The 24,915-nt window shown below is 71.2% G+C and carries 20 protein-coding genes and 2 tRNA genes; 6 read left to right on the forward strand and 16 right to left on the reverse strand.

Annotated features, from left to right (window positions below):
* Positions 1–18 precede the first annotated feature (18 nt).
* The 6 genes from ACGFIS_RS03810 to ACGFIS_RS03835 all read right to left on the reverse strand — a co-directional run bounded on the left by ACGFIS_RS03810 (position 19) and on the right by ACGFIS_RS03835 (position 6,682).
* Complete coding sequence (locus ACGFIS_RS03810; RefSeq protein WP_392900949.1) at positions 19–1,668, reverse strand: AMP-binding protein; 1,650 nt, start codon at positions 1,666–1,668, stop codon at positions 19–21.
* A gap of 140 nt (positions 1,669–1,808) precedes the next feature.
* Complete coding sequence (locus ACGFIS_RS03815) at positions 1,809–2,177, reverse strand: DUF3054 domain-containing protein (RefSeq protein WP_392900946.1); 369 nt, start codon at positions 2,175–2,177, stop codon at positions 1,809–1,811.
* A gap of 55 nt (positions 2,178–2,232) precedes the next feature.
* Positions 2,233–3,591, reverse strand: coding sequence for an FAD-dependent oxidoreductase (locus tag ACGFIS_RS03820; protein ID WP_392969358.1), 1,359 nt, complete (start codon positions 3,589–3,591; stop codon positions 2,233–2,235).
* A 66-nt stretch (positions 3,592–3,657) separates the two neighbouring features.
* Positions 3,658–5,700 carry an AAA family ATPase gene (locus ACGFIS_RS03825; RefSeq protein WP_392900940.1) on the reverse strand — a complete coding sequence of 681 codons (2,043 nt, stop codon included), beginning with the start codon at positions 5,698–5,700 and terminating at the stop codon, positions 3,658–3,660.
* Positions 5,701–5,943: 243 nt separating this feature from the next.
* Positions 5,944–6,017 (reverse strand) — tRNA-Met (locus ACGFIS_RS03830).
* 32 nt (positions 6,018–6,049) lie between these two features.
* Positions 6,050–6,682: a TetR/AcrR family transcriptional regulator gene (locus tag ACGFIS_RS03835; RefSeq protein ID WP_392900936.1), complete on the reverse strand. Its 633-nt coding sequence runs from the start codon at positions 6,680–6,682 to the stop codon at positions 6,050–6,052.
* A gap of 59 nt (positions 6,683–6,741) precedes the next feature.
* Here ACGFIS_RS03835 and ACGFIS_RS03840 point away from each other — a divergent pair, with 59 nt between their 5' ends.
* On the forward strand, positions 6,742–7,950 hold the full coding sequence (locus tag ACGFIS_RS03840) for a cytochrome P450 (protein ID WP_392900932.1): 1,209 nt from the start codon (positions 6,742–6,744) through the stop codon (positions 7,948–7,950).
* Here ACGFIS_RS03840 and pruA read toward each other — a convergent pair.
* Both pruA and ACGFIS_RS03850 read right to left on the reverse strand, forming a co-directional pair.
* Complete coding sequence (gene pruA / locus ACGFIS_RS03845; protein WP_392969361.1) at positions 7,947–9,578, reverse strand: L-glutamate gamma-semialdehyde dehydrogenase; 1,632 nt, start codon at positions 9,576–9,578, stop codon at positions 7,947–7,949. The two genes, ACGFIS_RS03840 and pruA, sit on opposite strands and share 4 nt — an antisense overlap.
* Before the next feature lie 15 nt (positions 9,579–9,593).
* A complete protein-coding gene (locus ACGFIS_RS03850) occupies positions 9,594–10,496 on the reverse strand; it encodes a proline dehydrogenase family protein (RefSeq protein WP_392969811.1) in 903 nt (300 codons plus the stop codon).
* A gap of 119 nt (positions 10,497–10,615) precedes the next feature.
* On the opposite strand from ACGFIS_RS03850, the gene ACGFIS_RS03855 reads away from it, so the two are divergent.
* The gene (locus ACGFIS_RS03855) at positions 10,616–11,752 is read left to right on the forward strand and encodes a PucR family transcriptional regulator (RefSeq protein ID WP_392900923.1); all 1,137 of its coding nucleotides are present in this window, start codon (positions 10,616–10,618) and stop codon (positions 11,750–11,752) included.
* A 339-nt stretch (positions 11,753–12,091) separates the two neighbouring features.
* Here ACGFIS_RS03855 and ACGFIS_RS03860 read toward each other — a convergent pair.
* The 4 genes from ACGFIS_RS03860 to ACGFIS_RS03875 form a co-directional block, all read right to left on the reverse strand.
* Positions 12,092–12,165, reverse strand: a tRNA-Met gene (locus tag ACGFIS_RS03860).
* 64 nt (positions 12,166–12,229) lie between these two features.
* Positions 12,230–13,279, reverse strand: a complete 1,050-nt coding sequence (locus tag ACGFIS_RS03865; RefSeq protein WP_392969364.1) for a PDZ domain-containing protein — start codon at positions 13,277–13,279, stop codon at positions 12,230–12,232.
* Positions 13,280–13,306: 27 nt separating this feature from the next.
* The gene (locus ACGFIS_RS03870; RefSeq protein WP_392901441.1) at positions 13,307–13,723 is read right to left on the reverse strand and encodes a molybdenum cofactor biosynthesis protein MoaE; all 417 of its coding nucleotides are present in this window, start codon (positions 13,721–13,723) and stop codon (positions 13,307–13,309) included.
* 103 nt (positions 13,724–13,826) lie between these two features.
* Entirely contained in the window at positions 13,827–14,363 is a 537-nt protein-coding gene (locus ACGFIS_RS03875; protein ID WP_392969366.1) for a PPA1309 family protein, read from the reverse strand.
* A gap of 175 nt (positions 14,364–14,538) precedes the next feature.
* Between ACGFIS_RS03875 and ACGFIS_RS03880 the strand changes: the two genes are divergently transcribed.
* The gene (locus ACGFIS_RS03880) at positions 14,539–17,397 is read left to right on the forward strand and encodes a UPF0182 family protein (RefSeq protein WP_392969369.1); all 2,859 of its coding nucleotides are present in this window, start codon (positions 14,539–14,541) and stop codon (positions 17,395–17,397) included.
* Positions 17,398–17,577: 180 nt separating this feature from the next.
* Here the strand turns inward: ACGFIS_RS03880 and ACGFIS_RS03885 are convergent, their stop codons facing one another.
* Positions 17,578–18,660: an NAD-dependent epimerase/dehydratase family protein gene (locus ACGFIS_RS03885; RefSeq protein ID WP_392900910.1), complete on the reverse strand. Its 1,083-nt coding sequence runs from the start codon at positions 18,658–18,660 to the stop codon at positions 17,578–17,580.
* An 89-nt stretch (positions 18,661–18,749) separates the two neighbouring features.
* On the opposite strand from ACGFIS_RS03885, the gene ACGFIS_RS03890 reads away from it, so the two are divergent.
* The gene (locus tag ACGFIS_RS03890) at positions 18,750–20,150 is read left to right on the forward strand and encodes a zinc-dependent metalloprotease (protein WP_392900907.1); all 1,401 of its coding nucleotides are present in this window, start codon (positions 18,750–18,752) and stop codon (positions 20,148–20,150) included.
* A gap of 205 nt (positions 20,151–20,355) precedes the next feature.
* Positions 20,356–20,928, forward strand: coding sequence for an NUDIX hydrolase (locus ACGFIS_RS03895; RefSeq protein WP_392900904.1), 573 nt, complete (start codon positions 20,356–20,358; stop codon positions 20,926–20,928).
* Between the two features lie 40 nt (positions 20,929–20,968).
* Here the strand turns inward: ACGFIS_RS03895 and ACGFIS_RS03900 are convergent, their stop codons facing one another.
* From ACGFIS_RS03900 to ACGFIS_RS03910, 3 genes are all read right to left on the reverse strand, one after another.
* On the reverse strand, positions 20,969–21,640 hold the full coding sequence (locus tag ACGFIS_RS03900) for a hypothetical protein (RefSeq protein WP_392969372.1): 672 nt from the start codon (positions 21,638–21,640) through the stop codon (positions 20,969–20,971).
* Complete coding sequence (locus tag ACGFIS_RS03905; RefSeq protein ID WP_392901439.1) at positions 21,637–22,200, reverse strand: M48 family metallopeptidase; 564 nt, start codon at positions 22,198–22,200, stop codon at positions 21,637–21,639. The genes ACGFIS_RS03900 and ACGFIS_RS03905 overlap by 4 nt, the downstream gene beginning before the upstream one ends.
* 196 nt (positions 22,201–22,396) lie before the next feature.
* Entirely contained in the window at positions 22,397–23,197 is an 801-nt protein-coding gene (locus ACGFIS_RS03910) for an enoyl-CoA hydratase/isomerase family protein (RefSeq protein WP_392900898.1), read from the reverse strand.
* A 251-nt stretch (positions 23,198–23,448) separates the two neighbouring features.
* Between ACGFIS_RS03910 and ACGFIS_RS03915 the strand changes: the two genes are divergently transcribed.
* Positions 23,449–24,798 (forward strand): ABC1 kinase family protein, encoded by a 1,350-nt coding sequence (locus ACGFIS_RS03915; protein ID WP_392900895.1) that lies wholly within the window; start codon positions 23,449–23,451, stop codon positions 24,796–24,798.
* Positions 24,799–24,915 lie beyond the last annotated feature (117 nt).

The raw sequence follows: 24,915 nt of genomic DNA on the forward strand, positions 1-24,915 counted from the left end.
TATGACCGGCTTCAGCAGTCAGGGAACGATGCGTGCCCCGTCCATCTGGCCGTTCCGCAGCCGCTCCCACATGTAGCGGCGGCGCGGTTTGCCGCTGGACGTGCGGTGGATCAGCCCGGTGCCGACGACGATCGTCAGTTCCACGTCGTCGCCGAGGCGGCGGCGCAGCATCTCGCGGACGGCGCCGGTCCACGACTCGTCCTTCGTCTCGGCGAACAGCGCGAGGCCCTTCTGTCCCGCGCCCGGCACGCCGACGACCGCGATGCGGCCCTTGCCGAGCCGGCTCACCTCGGCGATCTTCGATTCGAGGTCCTCGACGTACACCGACCGTCCGCGGACCTTGATGCTGTCGCCCATCCGCCCGAGCACGAACAGCTGGCCCCTGTGGAAGAAGCCGGCGTCGCCGGTGTAGACCCTGCCGTCCATGAACCGCGTCGACTTGGCCTCGGCGCCCGCGTAATACCCCGGGCAGGCCGACGGCCCACCGACGACGATCTCCCCGAGCAGCCCGTCCCCCAGTTCGACCCCGTCGTCGTCGACGATCACGACCGGCACGTCGCTCTCCGGGGTACCGCACCCGACGACCCACCCGGCCTTCGCGCCGAGCGACTCCGGCCCCAGGGTGTGCTGGTCCAGGATGCGGACGGGCTCGCCGAACGACAGCGACTCGGGGTCGGGCCGGACGGCGAGCGGGTCGCGCTGCTCGCTGTCCATGGTGACCAGCAGCGTCGTCTCCGCCATGCCGTAGGCGGGCTTGTACATCGTCCGCGAGAACCCGAACGGCTCGACGAGCCGGGCGAAGACCTCCAGCGTGTGCGGGTCGATGGGCTCGGCACCGATCAGCGCCATCTTCCAGCCGGACAGGTCGAGGCCCTCCAGCTGCTCCGGCTTGACGCGCCGCGCGCAGTACGCGTACGCGAACGGCGGCGCCGCGGTGTGCGCGGCCTCGTCGAAGCACCTGATCCACCGTGCGGGGTCACGGATGAAGTGGTCGGGCCGCATCAGCCGCAGCATGCCCTGCCGCGCGATCGGCGTGATGAAGGTGCCGATGAGCCCCATGTCGTGGTAGAGCGGCAGCCACGTGGCCACCACGTCCCCGTCCTCGTAGCCGGAGGTCCGCGTGATCAGGTCGCAGTTGGCCTCCAGGTTGGCCCAGGTGACCATGACGCCGCGCGGCGCTCCGCTGGACCCGGAGGTGAACTGCAGCAGCGCCAGCTCTCCGGCGGGCTGCACCGCCGCCTCCTCCGGCGCCTGCCGCGGACGCCACGGCTCGCCGCTCATCCCGGCCTCGCCCATGGCCCGGCCCGCGTACTCGGACAGGTCTTTGGACGCGACGACCAGCGCGGGCGAGGCCTGCCGCAGGATCGCCGCCACGTGCGCGACGTAGTCGTCCCCGTCCTGGAACAGGGGCGGGGTGATCAGGCACACGGTCGCGCCGGCCGCCCACACCGCGTAGTAGGTCTCGATGCACGTGAAGTCCGTGGGGAGGATCAGGCACACGACGTCTCCTGGCCGTACGCCCTCCTCGATCAGCGCGCCGGCGGTGCGTCGCGCGGCGGAGGCCAGCTCGCCGTAGTCGCGGTACTCCCAGCCGCCGTCGTCGGCCGCCAGGTGGACGCCGCGTCCGCTGTTCGGCTTCTCCAGCCAGTCGCGCAGCGCAGATGCCATCGTGTCCCTTTCGACATGCCCTCGGTCACCCACGTGACTCGCGGGTAACTTCATCAGGACGGCACGTTTCCGTCAACTGGGAAGATCAGCAAAGAGACCGGGCGGTCATTTGGAGACGTCCCACAAGAAACCCGGTGGCTCTATCCCTGCCGGGACACTCTCCTCACCTGGACGAGACGGGCGGCGAGACGCCACCCGAGCATCGTCGAGCCCAGAAAGACACTGGCCACGATCACGAACGCGACGGCGGTGCCGTCTCCCGACAGGGCCCGCAGCCCCATTCCGGCGGCCACGGTGGTCGCCCAGACGGCGACGCCCGCGGGCACGAGCGCCTCCGGCCGCCGCCACGCCCGGCCGGCGATCCACCCGGCACCGGCCCCGACGAGAAACGGCCAGACCGTCGTGACGTAGCCGGTGAAACTTGCCGCATCCTCATGTGTGGCTCGCCCGATGGCAACGAAAACGAGCACGCAGCCCACGTCCAGCAGCCCAGCCCCGCCGTTTCGCATGCGCCCAGGCTATGCGCACCGCCACCACCGAGGCGGTGGCGGTGCGCGGACGGCCTCACACGGCGGCGCGCTCTTCCCGGACACTCGCACGCGAATCGCCGCCACGCCCGATGGGAACCAGGGCGCGGATCAGGATCGAGGGCCGCATCAGCGCCGCCGGCGGGTCGAGCAGCCCGATGACGCGGAAGAACTGCTCCGCGACGTCCGCGTCGCGGGAGGCGGCCGCCTGGACGCGGTCCACGTAGGCGTTCATGGCCTTGACGGCCGGTGACCGCCGCCCTTCGACCTCCGGCATCGACAGGTCGGCGGCGACCGCCATGCGCCACGGGTCGTTCAGCGCCTTGGCCACCGAGCGGAAGTACCGCCTGGTGAGCCCGTGCGGGCCCTCGTCCAGGCAGCGGCGCAGCACCTCGGCCTCCAGGCAGGCCACGGTCATGCCCTGCGCGTAGATCGGGTTGAAGCTGCACAGCGCGTCCCCGGTGGCGATGAGCCCTTCGGGGAGTCCCCGCACCCGCTCGTAGTGGTTGCGCAGATCCGAGGAGTACCGGTGTACGGCGATGTCGTCCAGCGGTTCGGCCGCGCGGATCGCTTCGAACACCTCCGGCGGCGCGAGTTCCCGCGCGAACGCGAGGAAGCCGTCCTCGTCCGCCGGGGGACGGCAGTCCAGGCCGGCGACGGTCAGCAGGTACCGGTCGCCCTCGACGGCGACCATCGCCATGCCCTTCGGCCGTCCGGGCCGCGGCCCCACCACGACGGCCTTGCCGATCCGCGCGTCCAGCGCCAGCCGGATCGGGCGGGAGGCGTAGCCGACGGCGACGTCGATCTCCTCCTTGGGCACGGACTCGTGTCCCAGCCGCTCCAGCCAGTACCGGGTGCGCCCACCGCGTCCCATGGCGTCGACGACGAGATCGGCGCGAATCTCCTCGGCGGCGCCGCCGACGCTCCTCGGCATGACCTGCACGCCGGTGACCCTGCCGGGCCCGTCGGTGAGGAGCCCGACGACGTCGCGCCCGCACGCGAACCGCACGCCGGGCAGCGCCGCGACCCGCTCCCGCACGACCCGCTCCAGCAGCGGCCGGCTCGTCTGGATCGCCCGCTCCGCGCCGGCCCGCCGCACGAGCCGGTGGCCGCCCATGACGAAGTGGTGATCGGCTCCCGGGTCGGCGACGACGGCGCCGCCGCCGATCAGCTCCCGCTCCACGCCGGGGAAGAACTTCTCCAGGATCTGCTGCCCGCGCGGCAGCAGGATGTGGGCGTGCCTGCCCTGCGGGACGCCTTTGCGCGCCCGTCCCGTCCATGTCTCGTCACGCTCGACGATCGTGACCCGCTCGTACGCCCCGGCAAGTGCGCGTGCCGCGAGCAGCCCCGCCATGCCGGCGCCGAGGACCACCGCGTGCTCTGCGTTGCCTCGCATCTCGTGCCTCCCGTTGTCGGTCGATGAGGCGACGATGCGACGGCCCGCTGTCCACCTGCCAGGCCACTAGCTGTCCACCTGGTGGCCGGTTCCGTAGAGTTCGCGTTCCCACAGCCACGCGGCGATCCGCTCCACGGCCCGGTTGCGGTGCCGCCGGTAGGTGCTGAACGGCAGCCCGAGCATCTCGGCGGCGCGTTCCTGTGTGGGCGCCGGACGCAGGAAGGTCCGGTCGGCGACCCGGTACAGCGATTCTTCGCGCGGGTCGTCCCGCAGCGTCCCGGCGGCCTCCTCCACGAGCCTCCGCAACTCGGCGGCGGGCGCGCCGGCCTCCCGGACGAGCCGGGACCGCAGCAGCGGGTTGCCGGCGAGCCGGTCGGCGCGATGCAGGTCGCGCAGGGCGGCGCGGACGGCGTCGGCGAACTCCGGCTGCGACAGGACGAGTTCGGGCGCACTCGCCGCCGATGCGGTGACGGGGGCGCCGAGTTCCCGTTCGGCCGTCAGCGCGAGCCAGTCGTCGACCCCGAGGACCCGCCAGTCGTGGGCGTAGACGTCGTAGGGCCGTCCGCCGACCCGGTAGCCGGCCTCGGCGGCATGGTGGAAGTCGAAGAAGGACAGCAGCGGGTCCCAGTATTCGCGTTCCGACGGGACGGCGACGAGGTCCCACGCCTTGCCGGCCCCGGTGATGATCTCCTGCCCGTGCCAGAGCCGGATCATGGTCTCCGACCGGGATGGCCGCGCGTCCGGCTCGGCGTCCATGAAGAACCGCCAGGCCATGACGTTCTCCCCGGGCCGGGGCGGGGCGTGCCGCACCACGTGCTCCCACATCGCCCGCGCACCCGGGTCGTCTCCGAGGTCGGCCTCCTGCAGCTCCAGGTACGCCGCGAAACCGAACGGTTCGCCCGCCTCGTCCCGGAAGACCCCGAAGGCATCGGGTTGCCGCTCGATCCAGTACGCGGCGTGCGCGGCCTGTTCTTCGCCCTGTTGTTCGCGGGTCATGGCGAGAACGGTCTCGGCGTCCCCGGGCCGCAGGCCGGTGGCGGACAGCTGCCCGAGCCCGGTGAGCTGCCAGTATCCCTTGACGATGGGGTGGTCCCTGCTGAGGAACATGATGTCCGCGACGTTCTGGTGCCTGACCCGCTCGTCGTCGGCGGCCTTCCGCGCCCGCTCGACGAAACGTCTGCGCAGCCCCCGGTGCAGCCCCGCGTACCCGTCCGGGTCACGCCACCGCAGATCAGCGTCCAGGATGTCCCGCACGACATCATGCGGAAACAGCCCGAACTCGCGTTCCTCGATGAACGACAGCGTCCGCAGCCAGCCGAAGAGTGCCGGGGCATCGTCCCCGAGCATGGCGCGGAGAAGCTCTTCCGTGGTGAACCTCGCATGCGCGCAGATCTGGAGCGCCTCCCGATGCCGGGAACTCGGAACCCGGTCGACCAGCCGCGCAAGCAGCGCCCGCACGACGTCCGGCGCAACGCGCAGGCTTCGAGGGACGTCCTCCCGCCGGCGCACCAAGTCCACCAGCAGCGACAGAGTCAGCGGGTGCCCGTGCGCCAGTTCCAGAACGTGGTCATGCAGCTCCTCGGGAACCCCCTCGACTCTCAGATAGGCAAGGGCGTCCGATGGACTGAGGTTGCGCACCGACACGACACGCAGCAGTTCATGCCACCCGGCGTCGGCGACCCACCGGGCCGAGGGCGCGTCCCGCCCGGCGATCACGACGATGGTGTCGGCGGGCAATCCGGGCACGAAATGTTCCCGAACCCAGTCGTCGAGCGGGGCGAGCAGCTCGTAGGTGTCGATCAGCACCGCGTACCGCCCCGCCCCGGGCGCCTCCACGGCCCGCAGAAAGGCGGAGGCCTCAGGGGTCACGGTCCGCGCGTCCACGAGCACGGGCGTGACCCCGCTCTGCCGTGCGGCTTCCGCCATCTCCGCGAGCAGCGCACTCTTGCCGACCCCACCGGGCCCGTGCAGGAACAGCACGGCGAACGACCCGTCCGAGATCGCCCCGCGGAACAGCTCGATCTCCCCGCTGCGCCCCACGAACCGCCGCCGCCGCGCATGCCGCAGCCGATCCCCGACCGTCCCGCCGTAGGCCACCAAAGACTCCAAGCCCAGAAACCCAGCAACCCCGCCAACGCTAACCGCCAACAAGAAAGGGCGACAGGACCAACCCCCGAGGGGATAGCCGAGGGGGGATAGGGGCGAAGCCCCAGGGGGATAGGGGCGAAGCCCCAGGGGCGGGCGGGTGGGGGATGGCGGAGGAGACGGGGGCCCGGGGGTCGCCCCCCGAAAACGGCGAAGGGGCCCGCGAGGGAAAGTGCAAAGCACTGACCACGCGGACCCCAGGACCCGTAGCGGGGGCAGGATTTGAACCTGCGACCTCTGGGTTATGAGCCCAGCGAGCTACCGAACTGCTCCACCCCGCGGTGATGTCTTAACTGTATGGGGCTGGGGGTGGTTAGGCAAACCGGTTGCGGCCGGCGCGGGGGGCTTGGAGGGCGGCGGTGAGCATGGCGGTGAGGTCGGCGACGAAGGCGTCGTGGTCGAGGAGGGAGCTTTCTTCGGTGCCTGGGCGGGTTCGGCCAGTGCGGTCGGCGAGGGCGGCGGTGAGGAAGGCGATGAACATGGCGATGCGTTCGAGGGCGAGGGGTTCGGGGAGGCGGGCGCGGCAGGCGGTTTCGAGGGTGTGCAGTTGGCGGTTGAGGCGGGTGCCGTGGAGGACGGGCGGGGGGCGGTGGTCGCGGATTCCGGCGCGTCCGGCGAGTTGGGCGGTGATGCGGAGGAAGTCGCGTCCTTGGGGGGTGCGGAGTTCGCCTGCCGTGGGGTGGACGATGGCGGCGACGGTGGCGTGGAGGTCGGCGGGGTCGAGGGCGGTGGTGCGGGCGGGTTCCATGCGGGCGACGCCGGCGCGGAGGATGGCTTCGAGGAGTCCGGCGCGGGAGCCGAAGTGGTAGGTGATGGCGGAGTCGTTGCCTTGTCCGGCGGTGGCGATGATGTCGCGGGTGCGGGCGGCGTCGATGCCGTCGGCGGCGAAGTGGTGGGCGCCGGCGCGAAGCAGCCGTTCTCTGGTGGCCGTTGCGTCTTTGGGCACGGAATGATACTAACAGGGAGCGTTAATAACGACGCCTGTTAGTACCGGAGGCCCGCGCCATGGCGGACGTGTACGACCCGTTCGATCCCGGATTCCAGGCCGATCCCTATCCCGTGTACCGGCGGCTCCGCGACGACGATCCCGTCCATCGCCACGCGGATCCGCCGTTCTGGGCGCTGTCCCGCTTCGATGACATCTGGGCGGCGACGCGGGACGCGGGGACGTTCTCATCCGCGCAGGGCCTGACGTTCTATCGGGACGAGATCGGCACGCTCGGCCTGGCCCCGACGATCGTGATGCTCGATCCGCCGCGCCACACGGTGCTGCGGCGCCTGATCAGCCACGGTTTCACCCCGCGCCGGACGGCGGCGCTCGAAGACCTGCTCCGCGAGTTCGTCCGTTCCCGGATCAGGCTCATGGAGGAGATGACGGCCGACGGCGAGACGCCCGACCTGCACCGGAACTTCTCCTCACCGCTCCCCACGTTCGCGCTGGCGCATCTACTGGGCGTCCCGGAGGCCGACCGGGCGCGGTTCGACCCGTGGGTGACCGCGCTGACGACCCTGCAGGACGACGGCTTCGACGTGAAGGCGATCAAGGGCGGCGCGGCCGAGGCGGTGGCCGAGATGTTCGCCTACTTCACCGACGTGATCGCGGCGCGCCGGGCCGATCCGTCCGACGACCTGATCAGCGCGCTGACGGCCGCCGAGGTGGACGGGGAGCGCCTCACCGACTGGGACGTCCTCGGCTTCTGCTTCGTCATGGTCGCGGGCGGCAACGACACGACCGGCAACCTGGTCTCGCACGCCGTGGCGCTCCTGGACGGCGACCACGGCCAGCGTGAACGTCTGGCCGCCGACCCGTCTCTGATCCCGAACGCGCTGATGGAGTTCCTGCGTCTGGAGGGTTCGGTGCAGGCGCTCGCCCGCACGACGACACGGCCGGTGACGCTGCACGGGACGCAGATCCCGGCGGGCGAGAAGGTGATGATGCTGTTCGGGTCGGCGAACCGGGACGAACGCGAGTTCGGCCCGTCGGCGGGCGAACTGGACATCACCCGTGAGATCCCGCGCCACCTGGGTTTCTCCAGCGGCGTGCATTTCTGCATCGGGTCGCATCTGGCCAAGCTCCAGGCCCGCGTCGCCCTGGAGGAGCTCTTGCGCACCCACCCGAACGTCGGCGTGGACCTGGAGCAGGCCGAACGGATCTCGTCCCCCTTCACCCGTGGCTGGGTGACCCTCCCGGCCACGGGCGTCGGGAGCGCCTAACCCATGTGCGGGTACCGGTAGTCGGTCGGCGGGACGAACGTCTCCTTGATGGAGCGCGTCGATGTCCAGCGCAGCAGGTTGAACACGGATCCGGCCTTGTCGTTGGTGCCGGACGCCCGCGCGCCGCCGAACGGCTGCTGCCCGACGACGGCGCCGGTGGGCTTGTCGTTGATGTAGAAGTTGCCGGCCGCGTACCGGAGGACCTCGGCGGTGTGCGCGGCGGCGGCCCGGTCGCCGGCGATCACGGCGCCGGTCAGCGCGTACGGCGACACCGATTCCATCTGGGCGAGCATCTCGTCGTATCGTCCGTCCTCGTAGACGTGGATGCCGAGGATGGGCCCGAAGTACTCGTCCCGGAAGATCTCGTTCTCGGGGTCGCCGGACACGAGGACGGTCGGCCGGACGAAGTATCCGGCCGAGTCGTCGTAGGTTCCGCCGGCCACGATGTCGACGCCGGGGTCGGCGTGGGCCCGGTCGATGGCCGCCTTGTTCTTGGCGAAGGCCCGTTCGTCGATCACCGCGCCCATGAAGTTGGCGAGGTCGGAGACGTCTCCCATGGTGAGCCCGTCGACTTCGGCGGCGAGTTCCTCTTTGAACCCGCCGTCCCAGATCGACCGCGGGATGTAGGCCCGTGACGCGGCGGAGCATTTCTGCCCTTGGTATTCGAAGGCCCCGCGCACCAGCGCCGTCTTCAGCACGGCCGGGTCGGCGGAGGGGTGGGCGACGACGAAGTCCTTACCGCCCGTCTCCCCCACGAGCCGCGGATATCCGCGGTATTTCTCGATGTTGTTCCCGACCGTCTTCCACAGCCGTTTGAACGTCGCCGTGGATCCGGTGAAGTGAATTCCGGCGAGTTCGGGGTGTGCGAGCGCCACGTCGGACACGGCCAGCCCGTCACCGGTGACCAGGTTGATGACGCCGGGCGGGAGGCCGGCCTCCTCCAGGAGCCGCATGAGGAGGACGGCCGAGTACGTCTGTGTCGGGGACGGCTTCCACACCACCACGTTGCCCATCAGCGCGGGCGCGGTCGGCAGGTTCGCGGCGATCGCGGTGAAGTTGAACGGGGTGATCGCGTAGACGAACCCCTCCAGCGGGCGGTGGTCGGAGCGGTTCCACACGCCCGGCCCGCTGATCGGCTGTTCGGCGAGGATCCGCCGCGCGTAGTGCACGTTGAACCGCCAGAAGTCGACCAGTTCGCATGGGCTGTCGATCTCCGCCTGCTGGACGGTCTTGGACTGCCCGAGCATCGTGGCGGCCAGCAGCGTCTCCCGCCACGGCCCGGACAGCAGGTCGGCGGCCCGCAGGAAGATCGCGGCCCGGTCGTCGAACGTCAGCGCCCGCCAGGCCGGGGCGGCCTTCAGTGCGGCCTCGACGGCGTCGCGCGCGTCGTCTCCGGTGGCGGTGCCGAACGTTCCGAGGACGGACGCGTGCCGGTGCGGCTGCACGACGGCGACCTTCGTCCCGCCGCCGAGCCGCCGTTCTCCCCCGATGGTCATGGGCAGGTCGATCGGGACCTCGGCGGCGAGCCGGGCGAGAGCGGACTCGAGCCGGGCCCGCTCGGCACTGCCCGGGGCGTACCCGTGTACCGGCTCGTTCACCGGCGGCGGAACGTTGGTCACGGCGTCCACGGAAGAACCTCCTGGTCAGCGGGAAACGATCGAACGGAGAAAGAAGACGAGGTTGGCGGGCCGTTCGGCCAGGCGCCGCATGAAGTAGCCGTACCAGTCCGCCCCGTACGGGACGTAGACGCGCACTCGGTGGCCCTCCGCGAGCCGCCGCTGCTCGGCTGCCCGGACCCCGTAGAGCATCTGGAACTCGTAGGAGTCCGACGGCCTCCCGGCGGCCAGGGCCAGCGCGATTTCGATCATCCGCGGGTCGTGACTGCCGACCATCGGGTATCCGTCCCCCCGCATCAGCGTCCGCAGCCCCCGCACGTAGGCGCGGTCGACGTCGCGCCTGCCCTGGTAGGCGACCGACGCGGGCTCCGCGTAGGCGCCTTTGACCAGCCGCACCCGCGCCCCCGCGAGGTCCCGGAGATCACCTTCGCTGCGCCGCAGCATCGCCTGGATCGCGACTCCCGCCCAGGGGAAGTCGGCGCGGAGCTTGCCGAGGATCTCCAGGGTCGAGTCGACCGTCGTGTGATCCTCCATGTCGAGCGTGACCGTCATTCCTGCCCGCCCGGCCGCGGCACAGATCTCCCGAGCGTGATCAAGGGCGAGGTCGCCGCCGAGCGCCCGCCCGAGGGCCGACAGTTTCACCGACGCATCGGCGCCACCCGCGAGCCCCTGGTCTCCCAGGACGGAGAACATCCGCAGATACGCGTCTCTGGTCGCCTGCGCCCGCTCCCGATCCCTGGTGTCCTCCCCGAGATGATCGAGAGTGACGTCGAGCCCGTCCGCCCCCAGTTCCCGAACGACGCCGACCGCGGCATCGAGATCGTCTCCGGCGACGAACCGGTCGACGACACCCCTGGTCAGGGGCACGGAAGTCACCAGGTCACGAACCCGCCCACTACGCGCGGCCGCCAGCAGCACAGAACCGACCACCGGAACCTCCAACGCCGAAGAACACCTCGCACGTTAGGAGGCCTGCACCCCCACGCCGTATAGTCAAATGCCACTTCCCGGCACCGACTTCTTCATACAAACGTACGAAGGAAGTTCCGATGGACCTCCAGGAGATCGCGGAACACGCGGCCGACCTCCTCCGCGCCCCCGCCACCTTGGAGGACCGCGACTTCCACCTCGTGGCCTACGCCGCCCACGACGACACCATCGACCCCGTCCGGGTGGACTCGATCCTGCACCGCCGCGCGACCGACGCGGTCCGTGCCCGCTTCGAGCGCCACGGCATCGCCCGCGCCACCGGCCCCGTCCGCATCCCGGCGGACGTCTCGCTCGGCCAGCTGGGGCGCCTGTGCCTGCCCGTCCGCTGGAACAACGTCACCTACGGCTACCTCTGGCTCCTGGACGACCAGGAGCGCATCACCCCCGCCCAGGCGGCCAGCGCGATGCCCCTCTGCGACCGCGCCGGCCTCCTCATGGCCCGCCAGGCCAGGGAACGCGACGACCTCGGCTGGAAGGTCGCCGACCTTCTCTCCACCCATCCCGGCGCCCGGATTCAGGCCGCCGACGACCTGGCGAACGCGGGAGTCGCGGACCCACCCTTCACAGTCGCGGTCCTGCGAACGCCAACTCCGGAGCCCCTCAACCCTTGGCTGCTCCCCCACTCCGTCCTGACCACCCTGTGGCAACGCGACCACGTCCTGCTGATCCCGGCCTCAGCCTCCGCGCCCGCCACCATCGACCGTGCGCGCCGCCTCCTGGAAGAGCGCAACGCCCCCGTCCGGGCCGGCGTCCACTCCCCGTGCCCGACACTCGACCACGTCCACGAGGGCTGGCTCCGCGCCCGCGTGGCCGCCCGCACCGCCGCCCCCGGCGAAACCCGCGACTGGACGTCCCTGGGCGTCCTGCGCCTCCTGCGCACCGCAGGCGACGAGGCCCTGACGCGGTCGACCCAGACCCCGGGCACCCACCGCCTGCTACAGCACCCGGACCTGGCCGAGACGGCCCGCACGTACCTGGACCTGGCCGGCAACGTGCAGAAAACGGCCCAGGCCCTGAACATCCACCGCCAATCCCTCTACCACCGCCTGCGCCGCATAGAGACCCTGACGTCCCTGACCCTCACGAACGGCCAAGACCGCCTGACCCTCCACCTGGCCCTGACCCTGGCCCCCCACCTACCCAAGGAAGCCGACGAGAACAAGCAACCCCAAGACCACCACCCCAAGGGGAGATAGCCCCAGAAGGGAGAGGGAGACAGGACCCGAACCGAGGGGGGATAGCGCCCGAAGCCGAGGGGGATAGGGGCGAAGCCCCAGGGGCGGGCCGAGGGGGGATAGGGGCGAAGCCCCAGGGGCGGGCCGAGGGGGGATAGGAGCGAAGCCCCAGGGGCGGGCCGAGGGGGGGATAGGAGCGAAGCCCCAGGGGCGGGCCGAGGGGGGATAGGGGCGAAGCCCCAGGGGCGGGCGGGTGGGGGATGGCGGAGGAGACGGGGGCCCGGGGGTCGCCCCCCGAAAACGGCGAAGGGGCCCGCGAGGGAAAGTGCAAAGCACTGACCACGCGGACCCCAGGACCCGTAGCGGGGGCAGGATTTGAACCTGCGACCTCTGGGTTATGAGCCCAGCGAGCTACCGAACTGCTCCACCCCGCGGTGATGGTTGAAAGTCTATGGCATGGCGGGGGGTGGTTTGGACGGGCCGGTGGGGTGGGGCGGGTTATTTGGTGCAGGCGGGCACGTCGCCTTTGCCGGAGTTGATGGCGTTGATGGCGTTGAGGGTGCCTTGGAGGGTGTCGGCGCGGACGAGGCGGAGGCCGTCGGGGCGGGCGGTGCCGGCGTCGGCGCAGTTGTCGGCGGGGGTGAGGAAGATCGTGGCGCCGGCTTTGCGGGCGGCGACCATCTTCTGCTGGATGCCGCCGATGGGGCCGACTTTGCCGTCGGGCGTGATGGTTCCGGTGCCGGCGATGAACTTGCCCTGGGTGAGGGGGCCGGGGGTGAGTTTGTCGATGATGGCGAGGCTGAACATGAGTCCGGCGGAGGGGCCGCCGATGTCTCCGACGCTGATGTCGATCTTGAATGGGAACGTGAACCGGTCGGAGAGGACGATGCCGACGACGGGGCGTTTCCCTGAGGGGTCGGCGACGGTCTTGACGGTGGCCTTGCGCTCTTCGCCGGAGCGCTTGTAGGTGAGGGTGACCGGTTCGCCGATCTTGTTGCCGCCCATGCTGTCGATGACCTGGGTGACGCCGGTGACCTTGGTGCCGTTCAGGGCGGTGATCTCGTCGCCGGGTTTGAGGACGCCGTCGGCGGGGCGGCCTTTCTGGACGTTCTCGACGACGACGCTGGTGGTGACGGGGATGCCGAGCTGGCGCAGGGCGGCGGCTTCGGCGCTCTGCTGGGAGTTCTGCATCTGACGGGTGTTCTCTTCGTCGATCTGCTTCTGCGACTCGTCGTCGGGGAAGATCGTCTCTTCGGGGACGATGGCGGTGTCGCCGGCGAGCCAGCCGCGCAGGGCGGTGAACAGGTCGATGCGTCCACCGGGGCCGCCCCGGTAGGTGACGGTGGTGAAGTTGAGGTGGCCGGTGGCGGGGTAGACCTCGCGGCCGTCGATCCGGATCAGCGGCTGCCCTTTGTCGTTCGTGCCGAGGGTGTTCTGCGTTGGCCCGGGCATCAGCGCGACGTACGGCACCGGCATGGCTGAGCCGACGACGGCGAGCACGAGAATGATCACGCTCGCGACGGTGAGCGTGGCGGCACGACGAGACATGCCGGAAACTCTATGCGGTCGGGGCGCTCAACAGGCGCCGACCCATTCGTCGCCGCCGTCGGCGAAGGTCTGGTGCTTCCAGATGGGGACGTGGGCCTTGAGGTCGTCGATGAGCCGGCGGCAGGCGTCGAACGCTTCGGCGCGGTGCGGGCAGGAGACGGCGACGATGACGGCGGTGTCGCCGATCCGCAGGTCGCCGACGCGGTGGACGGCGGCGAGGGCGAGGACGGGGTAGTCGGCGGCGACTTTTTCCGCGATGGCGCGCAGTTCCCGTTCGGCGGTGGGGTGGGCGCTGTAGGCGAGGCCGGTGACGGCGCGGGCGTGGTCGTTGTCGCGGATGGTCCCGGCGAAGACGGCGACGCCGCCGGCGCCGGAGGCGCCGACGGCGGCGAACACCTCGTCGATGGACAGGGGTGTGTCACGTACGCCGATCAACCGGATCACGCCGTCGGTGCCCTCGGGTCCGTCCCGGTCGGCACCCGGCCGGTCGACACCCGGTCGGTCAACAGCGTGTCCGTCAACACCGTCGTGGCTCACCCTCCGCAGGCTACCCCTCCGCGGGCGCGCCGGGTTCGTCCGGTTCGAAGGTGGCGGCGAGGGCTTCGGCGAGGGCGGGGACGAGGTCGGGGCCGGCGAGGACTTCGTCGTCGGAGTCGTGGCGGCGCAGCCGGAGGGCGGAGTGGCGGGCGCCGTCGCGGAGGACGCCGACGACCATGCGCACGTCTTCGCGTCCGGGGTGGGACGCGGCGAACGCGGCCGCCTCCGCCTCGTCCTCGGGGATGTCCTCCTCGACTTCGGGCGGCAGGACGACGCGTTCCATGACGAGGGCGCAGCCTTCGACGGCTTCGGGCCAGGCGATGGAGGCGAGGGCCTCCTCGACGGCGTCGCGCTCGGGTAGGGCGGGTTGTTCGAGCGCGGCTAGAGTGTCCGCGTCCGGGGGCAGGCCGAGCTGGTCGGCGAGGCCGGGTTCGGCTCGGCGCAGTTCGGTGCTCCGGACGAGGGCGTAGAGGCGCGGGGCGCTGTCCCAGCCCTCCTGCGCCGAATGACGTTCAAGGTCCAGCACGACTTCTTCCAGAAGACTCACGGGGCCATCTTTCCCACATTCGGTACGGGGAAGTGCGGGAACCCCCGTGCGAGTCGGTAAGTTGCATCTACAGCACCGGCGGGCGGCCGGTGGGCGAGATCTCGATCGGAGGGGCCTCTTGACCTTCCGGACTCCCGGTTTCGGGCGCCGGCTCGGAACCGGACGGACACGGCTGATGCTGCCGATACTGGTGGTGTTCGCGGTGTTGCTGATCGTTTTCATGGTCTTCACGGCGACGTACACGAACCTGCTCTGGTATCGCTCCATCGGCTTCTCCGACGTCTACACGACGCAGCTTCAGGCGAAGGTGGCGCTGTTCTTCGGGGCGGCGCTGCTGATGACGCTGGTGGTGGGCGCGAACGTGGCGGTGGCGTACCGGCTGCGGCCCGCGTACCGGCCGCTGTCGGTGGAGCAGCAGGGTCTGGAGCGCTACCGGGCGGTCATCGATCCGCGCAGGCGGCTGATCGCCTGGTCGCTGCTGGGGCTGCTCGGGCTGCTGACCGGCTCGTCGGTGGCGGGCCAGTGGCCGGTGTGGCTGGCGTTCCTGAACCGGACTCCGTTCAACGTGGAGGATCCGCAGTTCCACAAGGACATCTCGTTCTACGTCTTCACGTATCCGTTCTTGCGGCTCGTCCTCGGCGTGGTCTTCGCGACCGTGATCCTGTCGATCGTCGCCGCGGTGATGGTGCACTACCTGTACGGCGGGCTGCGGCTGCAGGGACCGGGCGACAAGGCGAGCCCGCCCGCGCGGGCGCATCTGTCGGTGCTGTTCGGGGTGTTCATCCTGCTGAAGGCGTTCGCCTACTGGTTCGACCGGTACGGGCTGGTGCATTCCGAACGCGGGGTGTCGAGCGGTGCGTCGTACACCGACGTCAACGCGCTGCTGCCGGCCAAGACGATCCTCGCGGTCATCGCGCTGCTGTGCGCCGCGATGTTCTTCGGCAACCTGCTGCGCCGCGGCATGATGCTGCCCGGCGTCGGGTTCACGCTGCTGGTGCTGTCGGCGATCCTGCTGGGCGGGGTGTACCCGCTGCTGATCCAGCAGTTCCAGGTCAAGCCCGACGAACTGGCCAAGGAGCGCGAGTTCATCTCCCGCAACATCACGGCCACCCGCAAGGCCTACGGCGTGGACGGCGCGAAGGTCGTCCAGTACGGGCAGCAACCGGTGACCGACGAGAAGAAGCTCCAGGAGGAGGCCGACAGGCTCGGCGGCGTCCGGGTCCTCGACCCGAACGTGGTGGGCGAGACGTTCCAGCAGCTCCAGCGGATCAGGCCGTTCTACCAGTTCCCCGACACGCTGGACGTGGACCGCTACCAGGTGGACGGCAAGCTGGTCGACACGATCGTCGCGCTCCGCGAGCTGTCCGGGGCGCCCGCGGGCCAGCGCAGCTGGGTGAAGGACCGCATGGTCTACACGCACGGTTACGGGTTCGTGTCCGCCTACGGGGACCGCTTCGCCAACGGCGGCGTGCCCGACTTCATCACCAAGAACATGCCGGTGTCCCCCGACCAGAAGATCAAGCTGGAACGGCCGGAGATCTACTTCGGGGAGCGTTCGGCGGCGTACTCGGTGGTCGGCGGAACCGGCCAGCAGGAGCTGAACTACCCCGACAACAGCGCGTCGGGGCAGCAGAGCAGCAACTATGACGGGCAGGGCGGCGTCCCGATCGACTCGTTCTTCAACAAGCTGCTGTACGCGTCGAAGTTCCAGGACAAGAACCTCCTGCTGTCCGGCGCGATCAACGAGAACGCCAAGCTGCTGTACGACCGTTCGCCGCGGGAGATGGTGCAGAAGGCGGCGCCGTGGCTCACGCTGGACGGCGACCCGTACCCGGCCGTGGTCAACGGCCGCATCCTGTGGATCCTGGACGGCTACACGACGTCCAACAGCTACCCGTACTCGGAGGAGATGAGCCTCGCGGACGCGACCCGCGACACCATCACCGACACGCGGTCGGCGGTGGCGCGGCAGGCCGACGACCACATCAACTACATGCGGAACTCGGTGAAGGCGACGGTGGACGCCTACGACGGCACCGTGCACCTGTACCAGTGGGACGAGAACGACCCGATCACCAAGACGTGGATGAAGGTGTTCGACGACACCGTCCAGCCGCGTTCGTCGATCCCGCCCGAGCTGGAGGCTCATTTCCGCTACCCCCTGGACCTGTTCAAGGCGCAGCGGACGATCCTCGCGAAGTATCACGTGACGGACCCGTCGGCGTTCTACAACGGTGAGGGCTTCTGGGAGGTGCCGCAGGACCCGGCCAACCAGGGCAAGCGGCAGCCGCCGTACTACCAGAGCCTGCGGATGCCGGGCCAGGACGCCGAGTCGTTCTCGCTGACGACGGTGTTCAACCCGCGCAACAACCCGCAGCTGGCCGCTTTCATGGCGGTCGGGTCGACGCCGGGCAAGGACTACGGCCAGATCCAGGTCCTGCAGATGCCGCGCAACGCGCAGCCGGCGGGGCCCGGTCAGGTGCAGAACTCGTTCGAGACGGACACGAAGGTGAAGTCCGACCTGTTCGCGCTGAGACAGGGCGGTACGAAGACCGTGCCCGGCAACCTGCTGACGATCCCGTTCGGGGGGAGCCTGCTGTACGTCGAGCCGATGTACACGAAGGCGGCGGGCGGCGCGGAGCAGCAGCCGTACCCGATCCTCGGCAAGATCCTGGTTCGGTACGGCGACAAGATCGCAGCCGCCGACACTCTCGACGACGCGTTGGAGCAGGTCCTCGGCGGCGCGAGTACGGCGCCGCCGGAAACGCCGCCGGACGACGAGGGCGGCGATCAGCCGCCGCAGCTGAGCGCGGCGGCGCAGAAGGCGATCGCGGATCTGCAGAAGGCCGTGACCGATTACGAGAGCGCCCGGAAGAACGGCGACTATCCGGCGATGGGCGACGCCTGGAAGCGGATCAAGGACGCGCAGGCGGCGCTGGCGGCGGCGGGGCAGCCCGCGCCGGCCGCCTCGCCGAGCCCGTCCGGTTCGCCCAGCCCGTCGGGTTCGCCGAGCGCGACACCGTCGGGTAGCTGAGTCGACGCGGCACCGGGGCCGCTCCCGCCGTGATGCGGCGGGGGCGGCCCCAGTGCCGCCGAATCCAGTGCCGCCGAATCCAGTGCCGCCGAATCCAGTGCTGCCGGGTCCAGTGCTGCCGGCCCCAGTGCTGCCGGGTCCCGTGCCGCCGGGTTCGCTGAGGCCGGGTCCGGTGGCGGCTCAGCGGCGGCGTTTGCGGGCGCGGCGGATGGCGGCGGCCGCGCCGATGGCGGCGACGGTGGCGCCCGCGGCGGTCGCCACGGTGGCTTCCTTCCCGCCGACGCGGCGTCCGACGACGGCGTGCCGCCCCGCGGTCTCGTCCATCAGGGCGCGCAGCGCGGCCGCGTTGTCGTGGAGCGGTTTCCAGCCGGCGGCCCGCAGCCGCGCGCAGTCCACCGCCCACGGGTAGGCGACGTAGTGCAGGTCGGTGGCGGGTACCGGGGTCATGCCGAGGCGGTGCAGCCGCTGCGCCGTACCGAACGTGAGGGCGGCGGGCAGTTCGAGGGTGCGCTTGCCGGTGATCTCGGTGACCTCGTCGGGGCCGAGCCAGCCTTCGCCGCCGACCGCGACGGGCCCGGTCACCTCGCCGGTGACGACGACCTCCAGGGCGGACGCGAGGTCCTCGATGTGGCAGAACTGCCAGCCGGGCGTGCTGCCCTTGACCGACAGGAGCCGCGGCGCCTCGAAGTGGCGGGTGACGAAGGTGTCCACGCCGGGCCCGGTGAGCGCGGCGGGACGGACGACGGTGACGTCCAGGCCGGGGTGGGTGACGGGCGCGGTCGCGGCCAGCTCCTCCATCTCCAGGTGGTCTCCGGCGATGCTGGCGTCGGCCTCGGCGAGCAGCGGCGCGTCCTCGGCGAGCGGGACCTCGTTGCCGGGCCCGGCCCCGTACACCATCGCGGACGTGACGAGGACGACGCGGCGGACGCGGGCGGCCGCGGCGGCGGTCACCACGGTCTGGGCGCCGCGGACGTTGTGGGTGCGCCGGGCGCGGGGGTCCACGTCCGGGGAGTACTCGACGTCCAGGTTGACGATGACGTCCACATCGGAGAGCCGGCCCGACAGCAGCGGGTCCCGGATGTCCACGACCCGCCAGGTGACTCCGGGCACGTCGCCGCGGTGCGCGTCGATGGCGACGACCTTGCGGATCTCTTCCCTGTCGGCGAGCCGGGCGGCCAGCAGCCGCCCCGTACCGGTGGCCGCGCCGGTGACGGCGACGACCGGGCCCTTGCTACGCCGAGGGCGAACCTTGCCCGTTGCCACGGGGGTGCCCCCTTCCTTGTGTACGCGACCTTGCCGGAACCGGCTAACGTTGCGGATATGAGCCCATCATGCATCCCAGGGGCGATCCGATGAGTGACACTCCTTTCGGCTTCAACCGTCCCGGCAACGGCGACGACGACGACCGGCCCCAGGATCCATTCAAGGGCATGGGCGGCGACATGGCGCAGTTCGCCGACATGCTGCACCGGTTCGCGGACATGATCGGCGGCCAGGGTGCGGGCGGCGAGGGCGGCGGCCCCCTGAACTGGGATCTGGCCAAGAACATCGCGCGGCACCAGGTGGTCGAGCAGGGCGACCCGTCGGTCGTCGACACCGAGCGGCGCCAGGTCGAGGAGTCGCTGCGCCTGGCCGACCTGTGGCTGGACGAGAAGACGACGCTGCCCGCCGGCATCCGGACGCCGCAGGCGTGGAGCCGGTCCGAATGGATCGAGCAGACGCTTCCCGTGTGGGCGAAGGTGTGCGACCCGATCGCGACCCGCATGGTCGAGTCCATGGGCAGCGCGCTCGGCGGCGGTGAGATCCCTGCCGACATGCAGGCGATGGCCGGCCCGCTGATCGGGATGGTCAAGCAGATGGCCGGGGCGATGGTCGGCGGCCAGGCCGGGCAGGCGCTCGGCGCGCTGGCCCGCGAGGTGACCGGTTCGGCCGACGTGGGCCTGCCGCTGGCGCCGGACGGCGTCGGCGCGCTGCTGCCCGCGGGCGTCGAGGCGTTCGGCTCGGGCCTGGAGGTCTCCGGCGACGAGGTCCGGCTGTACCTGGCGCTGCGCGAGGCCGCCCACCAGCGGCTGTTCGCGCACGTCCCGTGGCTGCGTTCGCATCTGCTGGGCGCGGTCGAAGAGTACGCGCGCGGCATCACCGTCGACCTGTCGGGCATCGAGCAGGCCGTCCAGGGCCTCGACCTGAGCAACCCGGAGGCCCTGCAGGAGGCGCTCGGCGGCGAGATCCAGCTTCAGCCGGAGGAGTCGCCGCGGCAGAAGGCCGCGCTGGCCCGGCTGGAGACCACGCTCGCGCTCGTCGAGGGGTGGGTCGACACCGTCGTCAACGATGCCGCGCAGGGGCGGCTGCCCGGTTCGGTGAAGCTGGCCGAGGCGGTGCGGCGGCGCCGCGCGACCGGTGGCCCGGCGGAGCGGACGTTCGCGACGCTCGTCGGCCTCGAACTGCGGCCGCGCCGGCTGCGCGAGGCGGCGGCGCTGTGGCGGACCCTCACCGACGTGCGCGGCACGCAGGGCCGTGACGCGGTATGGGACCATCCCGACCTGCTTCCGACGTCCGACGATCTGGACGACCCGGACGGGTTCGTGCACGGCCGCGACGAGATCGAGGGCCTGTCCGACCTGGACCTGTCCAAGCTCACCAGGTCCCCGGAGGACATCGAGGCCGACAAGCCCGACGACAAGGGCGACGACCTCGGCGAGGGCGATGACCCTGGCGGGGACGAGGGTCCCGGCGACGGCGGGTCCCGCGCATGAGCGGGCCGCGCGAGTCGCGAGTGCACGGCTGCCGGTACGCGCCGGGGTCGTCCATGAACGCAATCACGTGCTCGTCGAACGATTGGTCGTGGGCCGGAGGACGGTGGCGCACGGCGCGGGCGAGCCTGTGCTGGCACCGGCCGGTCGACCATGAGCGCCGGCGCCGCCACCCCGCCAACTCCCGCTACCCCCGCATGGGCCGCACGTGAGGGTGGCCCCGGGCGCGCGGTCGCTGACTCCGGGGTTCCTGTACGCGGACGCGGTGCGGGTCCTGTCGTCCTGGCAGGCACCCGGCCCGGGGCAGGAGGAGACCCGCCTGGAGTTCCTGCGGCACCTGGAGGACCATCCGGCGGACGGGATGTGGCGGGAGTGCGCGGCGGGGCACATCACCGCCAGCACCGCGGTGCTCGACGCGTCCCGGACGCGGGTGCTGCTGACCCTGCATGCGAAGGTCAAGGCGTGGCTGCAGCTCGGCGGGCACTGCGAGCCGGGTGATGTCACGCTCGCGGGCGCGGCGCTGCGGGAGGCGATGGAGGAGTCCGGTATCCGGGGCCTGCGGCTGCTGCCCGAGCCCGTCCGGCTGGACCGGCACCCGGTCCGCTGCCATCCGCAGGGCAGCTGGCATCTGGACGTCCAGTACGTCGCGATCGCCCCGGAGGGCGCCCGCCACACGGTGAGCGAGGAGTCCGACGATCTCGGCTGGTTCCCGGTGCACGATCTTCCCGAGCCCACCGACGACGCCGTCCGGGCCCTCGTCGCCCGCGCCGTCAAGACCTGAGCGCCGTCGAGGCCTGAGCGCCGTCAGGAGCCGAACGCCGTCAGGAGCTGAGCGGGTGGCCTTCGAGCAGCGCCCGGGTGTTCTCCCAGCCTTCCAGCCCCGGGTCGAGGAGCCGCAGGTCACCGGCGGTGCGGAGGCGGTGCCAGCCGGGCCCCTGCGGGACCAGGCCGGGGCGCGGGGCGGCGGCGCGCAGCCGGGCCAGCGCGTCGGGGGTGTCGAGATCGACGTCCCGGAGGGCGGCGGCCAGCCATTGCGGGAGAGGCAGCCGCGCGGCGAGGGCGACCAGCCCGTCCGGGCCGGTGGCGCCGTCCGCCTGGCAGGCGGCGGAGGGGGCGCTGCCGACGGCGCGGAAGAGTTTGCCGATCAGCAGCGGTGGCAGGTCGGGGGCGTCCGGCGCGACCAGCACGGCGGCGCCGGCGCCGAGGGCGTGCAGGGCCGCGAACGCGCCCGCGAGGGTCGGTTCCCGGACGATCGGCGTGCCGGGCCAGGTCACGGCCTCGGCGTCCGGCTGGTCCGGCGGGTCCAGGACGAGGGCGGACGTCACCAGTTCGAGTCCGGCGACGACCTCGTAGGTGTCTTCGAGCATGGCGAGCCGGAACTCGTCGGGGTCGATGCCGGGCGGGACGTCCGCCCGGCGGGCGGGAAACGACAGCACCGCGGCGAAGCGGGACGAGGCCCCGTCGGCCGCCGCCCGCGCCGGGGCGTCGGTCACCCGGCGACCTCGTGCGGAAATCCACCGCCGGTGTGCAGGCCGTCCCCGTGGTGGATGCCTCCCGAACCGGGCCCGCCGGCGACCTCGTCGTCGGGTGCGTCCGCTTCGAGGGGCAGGTGCGCGGCGGCGGCGACGCCCTCGAGGTAGCCGCGGGCGCGTTCGGCCTTCGGGTAGTTGCCGACCAGTTCCCAGAAGTCGGCGCCGTGCCCGGGGATGAGCAGGTGCGCCAGCTCGTGGACGAGGACGTAGTCGACGACCCAGGCGGGCATGCCGCGCAGGCGGGTCGACAGGCGGATGGTGCCGTCGTCGGGGGTGCACGATCCCCAGCGGGTGCGCTGGTTGGCGACCCACCGGACGCTGACCGGGTCGGCGCGGCCGTCGAGGTAGCGGCGGGACAGGTCGCGGGCTCGTGCCTGCAGGTGGGCGTCGGTGGGCCGCCGTCGGCGTTCGCGCTCCTCGAGCCGCTCAAGGATGGTCGCGATCCACTGTTCCTCTTCGGCCTTGCTCAGCCTGGACGGAACCATCACCACCACCTTGTCGCCATCGCGGTAGGCGGACACGGTTCGCCGGCGTCTGGCGCTGCGGCGGACCTCAACGTTAGGGGGCACGCCTGAACCGTACTCGAAATTTTGCGCGCCCCATAGGGGGTGTTTGACGTTACCGCAGGTCAGACCCTATGTTTTAACGAGCCGTTCAGGGTGACGCCAACCGCGGGCGATGGTGTGCCCGGGTGTCAGGGCGGTGGTGCGCCCGGTGTCATTCGCCGGTGAATCGCGGGCTGCGCTTTTCGCGCTGTGCCGTGAGCCCCTCCAACATGTCGGCGGACGACATCGTGACCGGCTGCGCAAGCGATTCCCAGCGCAGCGCCGACTCCATGTCGGGGTGGCCTCCGTTCGACAGGGCGACCTTGGTGAGCCGGGTCGCGACGGGCGCCTGCGCGGCGACCCGTTCGGCGACGGTGAGCGCCTCGGCCAGGACGTCTTCGCGTGGGACGGCACGGTTGACCAGTCCGTGCTCCGCGGCCTCGTCACCGGTGAGGACCCGTCCGGCCAGCAGCATCTCGCGGGCCAACGGCAGCCCCGCCACCTCGGGGAACAGCCACGTCGCGGCCATGCCGGGGTGCAGCCCGAGGGCGGTGAACGGGGCGAGGAGCTTGGCGCCGGACGCCGCGTACCGCAGGTCGCAGGCCAGCGCGAGGCACAGCCCGGCGCCGACGGCGTGCCCGTTGACGGCGGCGATCGTCGGGACCTCCAGGCCGCGGATCGCCAGCCACGTCCGGTAGAAGGTCAGCATCCGGTCGCGCAGGGCGGGTACGGCGACGGCGTTGGTGTCGGCGAGCCAGGAGAGGTCGCCACCGGAGCTGAACGCGCCGCCCGTCCCGGTCACCACGACGCAGCGGACCTGCGCGTCGGCGCGGAGTTCCTCGATCGCCGTCTTCCACGCGGCGGTCATCTCGTCCGACATCGCGTTGCGGCGGCCGGGATCGTTCAGCGTCAGGACGGCGATTCCGCCGGGACGTCGTTCGACCAGCAGCGCATCGAGGGACTCTTCGGACATGGCCCGCACCGTACCGCGCGCTCCCCGGCCCCCTGTTCTCCGGGGTCCCGGAAACAATGCCTTCCCAGGCCGGGGGCCCGGCCCGGCGCATCCCCGCGGCCCGCGGGAGCGTGGAACGTGCCTCTCACTCGGCGTGAGAAAGCGCACACTTACAACATTGGCGCAGGTCACAGCGGTACGCGGTTCGGGCGCCGACGATAGATCCCGGTGATTGTGGCGTGAACGACACTCGATCACCGACAATGGTCCGCGTGAGCGACCTTCCCCGCCGCGCGGTGACGCGGTCAGCAAAGCTGGCGTCCCTCCCCATCGGCTTCGCGGGCCGCACCGCGCTCGGCATGGGAAAGCGGACCTTCGGCAGGCCCGCCGAGGCCGTCGCGACGGAGATCCAGCAGCGCACCGCCGAGCAGCTGTTCAAGGTGCTCGGCGAGCTCAAGGGCGGGGCGATGAAGCTCGGCCAGATGCTGTCGATCTTCGAGGCGGCGCTGCCGCCGGAGATCGCCGGCCCGTACCGCGCCACGCTGACCAAGCTGCAGGAGGCCGCTCCCCCGCTGCCCGCGGGCACCGTCCACAAGGTGCTGGCCGAGTTCCTCGGGGAGGACTGGCGGGACTACTTCACGTCGTTCGACGACGAGCCCGCCGCGGCCGCGTCGATCGGCCAGGTGCACCGCGCCGTCTGGCACGACGGCCGCGCCGTCGCCGTGAAGGTGCAGTACCCCGGCGCCGGCAAGGCGCTGATCAGCGACTTCAACCAGCTCGCCCGGCTCGGCCGGATGTTCGGCGTGCTGATGCCCGGACTGGACGTCAAGTCGATGCTCGCCGAACTGAAGGAGCGGGTGGTCGAGGAACTCGACTACACGATCGAGGCCGAATCCCAGATGGTCTTCCGGGCGGCCTACGCCGACGACCCCGACTTCTACATTCCCGAGGTCATCGCGCAGGACGGCAACATCCTGATCAGCGAGTGGATCGACGGCACCCCGCTGTCGAAGATCATCAGCGATGGCGATCCGGAGACCCGGAACCACGCGGCACTGCTGTACTGCCGTTTCCTGCTCTCCGGGCCGAAGCGGTCCGGGATGCTGCACGGCGACCCGCACCCCGGCAACTTCCGGCTGCTGGAGGACGGGCGGCTCGGCGTCTTGGACTTCGGCGCCGTCGACCGCATTCCCGGCGGCTTCCAGGAACGGCTCGGGCTGCTCCTGCGGATCGGCACGATGGCCGACATCGACGAGCTCGAGGACGCGCTGCGCCGGGAGGACTTCATCCGCGAGGGCGTGGAGATCGAGCCCGAGGCGCTGCAGGCGTTCATGGCCCCGGTCACCGAGCCGTTCATGACCGAGACGTTCAAGTTCAACCGCGAGTGGCTGCGCGACATGGCCGCCCGGGTCACCGACCTGCGGCCGTCCAACGTCGTCCGCCAGCTGAACCTGCCGCCCGAGTACGTGATCATCCACCGGGTGCTGTCGGCGGGCACCGGCGTGCTGTGCCAGCTGGACTGCGAGATCCCGGCCCGCGCCGAATCCCTCAAATGGGTCCCGGGATTCGCCGACGACGAGGACGGCTGTGTTGATTGCGGCGCCCTTGGCGTCAGGCCCTAGAGGGCCTTCCTTCGGCGGGCGCCGCGCACTGATGTGGTGCGCGGGTCTCCGCCTGCAGGCTCAATGCCTGTGCGGGCTCGGCGCCCGCACGTACGTCTCGCCCGCGGCCGGCGCCGT

It is taken from the genome of Spirillospora sp. NPDC048824 (genome assembly GCF_043198455.1).
Taxonomy (GTDB): domain Bacteria; phylum Actinomycetota; class Actinomycetes; order Streptosporangiales; family Streptosporangiaceae; genus Spirillospora.